General features: G+C 70.1%; 5 protein-coding genes. All 5 read right to left on the reverse strand.

The window, feature by feature from the left end; translation table 11 throughout:
• On the reverse strand, positions 1 to 498 hold a 498-nt coding region (locus ACFDSW_RS14405), incomplete at its 3' end, for an ABC transporter permease (RefSeq protein WP_375250966.1).
• Positions 495 to 1,406: an ABC transporter ATP-binding protein gene (locus tag ACFDSW_RS14410; RefSeq protein WP_315462107.1), complete on the reverse strand. Its 912-nt coding sequence runs from the start codon at positions 1,404 to 1,406 to the stop codon at positions 495 to 497. The genes ACFDSW_RS14405 and ACFDSW_RS14410, both read right to left, overlap by 4 nt.
• Positions 1,403 to 2,278 carry an acyl-CoA thioester hydrolase/BAAT C-terminal domain-containing protein gene (locus ACFDSW_RS14415; protein ID WP_375250967.1) on the reverse strand — a complete coding sequence of 292 codons (876 nt, stop codon included), beginning with the start codon at positions 2,276 to 2,278 and terminating at the stop codon, positions 1,403 to 1,405. Before ACFDSW_RS14415 ends, ACFDSW_RS14410 begins: the two co-directional genes overlap by 4 nt.
• 193 nt (positions 2,279 to 2,471) lie before the next feature.
• Positions 2,472 to 3,206 carry a phosphate/phosphite/phosphonate ABC transporter substrate-binding protein gene (locus tag ACFDSW_RS14420; RefSeq protein WP_375250968.1) on the reverse strand — a complete coding sequence of 245 codons (735 nt, stop codon included), beginning with the start codon at positions 3,204 to 3,206 and terminating at the stop codon, positions 2,472 to 2,474.
• Positions 3,207 to 3,301: 95 nt separating this feature from the next.
• A partial coding sequence (locus ACFDSW_RS14425) for a fatty acid desaturase (RefSeq protein WP_375250969.1) occupies positions 3,302 to 3,805 on the reverse strand: 504 nt, incomplete at its 5' end.

Raw genomic sequence — 3,805 nt, forward strand, 5'->3', positions numbered from 1 at the left:
CTTGCCGCTCATCCGCATACCCATGCCGAAAGCAATTAGCGCAAACGGGATAGCCGAGCCGAGATGGAGCAGCGTCAGCGCGATCCACGTTGTCGCCGACAAGCGGACACCGGCGACGATCGCCAGCGCATCGATCAGCACCAGCGCCAGCGCGGTGGTCGCGACGGCAGCGACCAGCTTTGCCGCGACATAGGCGCCGGCGGGCATCGGCGAGACGCGCTTCAACTCGATCAGACCCTGCTCGCGCTCCATGGCGACCCCGGCACCGAAGCCGAACAGCGCGGGCCCCGTCGCTGCGAACACGCCATAGCCCGCCAGCGTTGCGAGCGCATATTCGGGGGAGGGCGACTTGGCCACGGCGAGTGTGAACAGGCCGTAGAAGGCGGCGGGGGTCAGCACGGTCGGAACGAGGAACTGGGGCAGGCGCGACGTGCGCTTGAGTTCGGCGATCGCTTCCCGAAGCCACACGCCGTTCGGGGTTGCGACGAGCGCGGTCATGCAGCGATCCTTTCCGACTGGGTTGACAGCAGGGCGGCAATCGCGTCCTCCAACGTTGCATCGGCGACACGCAGATCGGTGAGCGTGGTATCGGCATCGAGAAGCGCGCGCACCGTAGCGGCAGCATCGGCGGAGACGATGCGCAGGTCCGCGCCGTCCATGCCGGCGTCCCTGACCGCCGGCGCCCACGCGACGCGGTCCGGGGTCAGTTGGCTGCGGCAGCGGATCACCGATCCCCCAGCACGGGCGCGTAGCGCGGCGGGCGTGTCGTCGGCAACGATCGTGCCAGCGTCCATCACCACGATCCGGTCGGCGAGCGCATCGGCCTCCGCAAGGTCGTGACTGGTCAGAAGCACGGCCGTTCCGTGGTTCGCCACGTCGCGGACCGTACCCCACAATACGCGGGCGGAGGCCCGGTCCATCGCGGCGGTGGGTTCGTCGAGAACGAGAAGATCGGGCCGGCCGCAGATCGCCAGCGCATAATGCACGCGGCGGGCCTGCCCCCCCGACAGGGCAGCGCAGCGGCGGTCCGCAAGGTCGTCCAGCCCCGCGAGCGCCAGCGTTTCGTCCAGCGGCCGCGGGTTGGGATAATAGCCCGATTGCAGCGTCAGGACCTCGGCGATCGTCAGCACGTCGGGCAGGCCGGCGCTTTGCAGCATCACGCCGAGGCGGCGGCGCGCGGCGGGCCGGCGTGGGTCGAGCCCGAAGACCGTCGCCGTGCCCGCATCCGGCGCGATGCGGCCGGTCAGCAGCGATACTGACGTCGTCTTGCCCGCGCCGTTCGGGCCGAGCAGCGCGGTCACCTCACCGGCGTGGATGCCGAGATCAAGGCTGGCGAGGACATTGCGTCCGCCAAGCCGTTTGGACACGCGCGTCAGCCGCGCGACATCGGCCAGATCGCGGCTCATCGCCGGCGCTCCGGCATCAGCGCGGTATCAAGGTCGGCGAGCACCTTCGGCCAGCCATCCGCGCGCGCGGCGCGGTTGCCGGCTACCGTGCCGCCGAGCGGAGCGGCCCGGTCGGCCGCTTGGGTGCCAACCTCGGGGGGCGGGCCGAAGGCGGCATGACCCGCGTCGGGATAGGCGAGTACCGTGACGGGATGTGCGTATTTCGCGGCATGCAACCGGGTTTCGACCGCCCGTGCCATCGGACAGGACGGCCACAAACCGTCCGCTTCGCCACAGACCATCACGATGGCGGCTTGCGAGCGCTCGACGGGGATGGCGCCGGTCGCCGCTTTGGCGGGATCGGCTAACGCGTCCGCATAGAGCGCGTGGATGCCGCGCCATTCCCCTGTCCATCCATAGGGCGTGAAGGGCACCGGTTTACCGCCCTCGGTCCACGACGATTCGGTGACGAGACCCTCCCGGTCGATCCCCGGCCAGACGACGCTGGAGGGGACGCCGACCACCGCGATCTTGAGATCGCGTCGGCGCGAGGCGACGAGCAGCGCGGCCTCGGCGCCCTTGGACGTGCCGACGATGCCGATGCGATCACCCGCGACGCCAGGCTGCATCTTCAGCCAATCGAGCGCGCGGGTGAAGGTTTCGATTGGGATGGACTTCAGTGCGGCAGGCTGGCCAAGGCTGCCGAAATACGAAAGCTGGAGCACAACATAACCACGCGCCGCCAGCGCCGCTGCCTGTGCAGCGGCAGCTTTGCCAAGGCCGCCCTCCGACCCGCCAAGCAGCAGGATCGCAGGTGCGCGGCCAGTCCGTGCAGGCTGGTAGAGATCGGCGATCATGGCGCCGTCGCGGATCTGGCGTGGGGCGGCCACCACGGGTGCCGCCGCCGTCGTGGGGGCGGCGGATCGCAGGGCGGCGGCAAGGGCGAGAGCAGTCAGAAGCATGGGTCAACCTCGTCGAACATGCTCTTCCTGTGCGACGGGTAACGGGCGCCACGTAGTGACAAATGTCATGGTTCGGCGGCGTGCCGCAGAATTTCACTCGGAGCCAAAGTCCAGGCTTTGGCGATCAACCAACGTCGGCAGCAATCTTCGTCGCGGCCGGGTCGGCGGCGAACGGCGGCGTCTGGTGCCCAAGCCGGCCCAGCATGCGGTAGCGATGGATCGACGCCGGCACGATGTCGGTGAGCAGCAGCGCGGCACGCGCCGGTGCCAAGGCAGGGTCGTGCATGGCCGCATGCAGTGCCTCCCGCAGCGCGCCGACGACCGCGGGTGGTGTCGTGCGGGCGGTGACGAAGGGCAGGTTGGGCGCGCGGGGCGTTCTTGCTAGGTCGCGCAGGCCGTGCAGCGCCGCCGGATCGTCGCGGGCGATCACCGCGGCGGTGACGGCATCGATCGCGGCGATATCTGCCCGACCGCTGGCGACCGCGTCGATGCTGGCGCGGTGCGACCCGGTGACGATCGTCGAGCCGAAGAAATCGTCGGGCGCTGCGATGTTCGCGACTGCGGCGCGCAGCAGGTTCGCGCCGGTATTGGAGAGCGGCGCGTTGATCGCCACGCGACGCCCTGCGAACGCGGCCAAAGTCGTTGCCGGATCGTCGTCGCGCACGAGGATGCGACTGTAGTGGCGGCCGGGCGGGCAGTCGGGCAGCGCATAAATCGGCATGGCGATCACGCGCAGCGCGAGGTCGGGATCGGCGACGAGCGGATAGCCGCAGCATTGGGCCAGCAGCAGGTTGGGGTCGCGCCAGATCGCCTCGACCGACCGGGTGCGGTCAAGGGAGTCCGGTGCGGCGATGCCCAATCCGCGAAGATGCCGGGCGATCGCCGACCATAAGCCGTCGTTGGCGGCGCGTTGGCCGGGATGGTCGTACATGCCGAGCGAGGCGACGGGCGTGCTCATCGCCGGTCCTGTCGGCCCGGGTGGACCAAGGCGTCATGCGGCGCCAGCGCGAAGCGGCGGACGATCTCGCCATAGCTGCGGTGGGCGCGCCCCGCCTGAGCGGAGAGGCGCGCATGGTGACGGCGCTGGTGCGCGGGCAGGCGATACCAGGCGAGGTCCGGGCGATCGTGATGCGCGGTATGCAGATGGTTGTTGAGATAGAGCAGGCCGAGCGGCCCGGCGCGCTCGACCGTGGCGGCGCGGCTGGGGCCGGGCAGGTTGGCGCGATGCTCGGCAAAGGAACGCAGCAGCGTCAGCGACAGGCCGGGATACACCACCAGCAGAAGATAGCGCAGCGTGCCGAACCCCGTCCATTCGAGCCAGGCGACGATCGGCATGACCAGCGCGAGGTGCGGCAGCCAGTCGCGGGCGACCCGGCCGGGCTGGCGGGCCAGCCGGCGCCCTTCGTCGGCGACCAGCGCAAGCACGGCGAGGAACGGTCCGAACAACAATCGCCCGAG

It is taken from the genome of Sphingomonas sp. (assembly GCF_042091075.1).
Lineage (GTDB): Bacteria > Pseudomonadota > Alphaproteobacteria > Sphingomonadales > Sphingomonadaceae > Sphingomonas.

Coding starts and splice junctions, on each gene's coding strand:
- ACFDSW_RS14410 (WP_315462107.1), bottom strand. CDS start 1,406: ATGAGCCGCGATCTGGCCGATGTCGCGCGGCTGACGCGCGTGTCCAAA.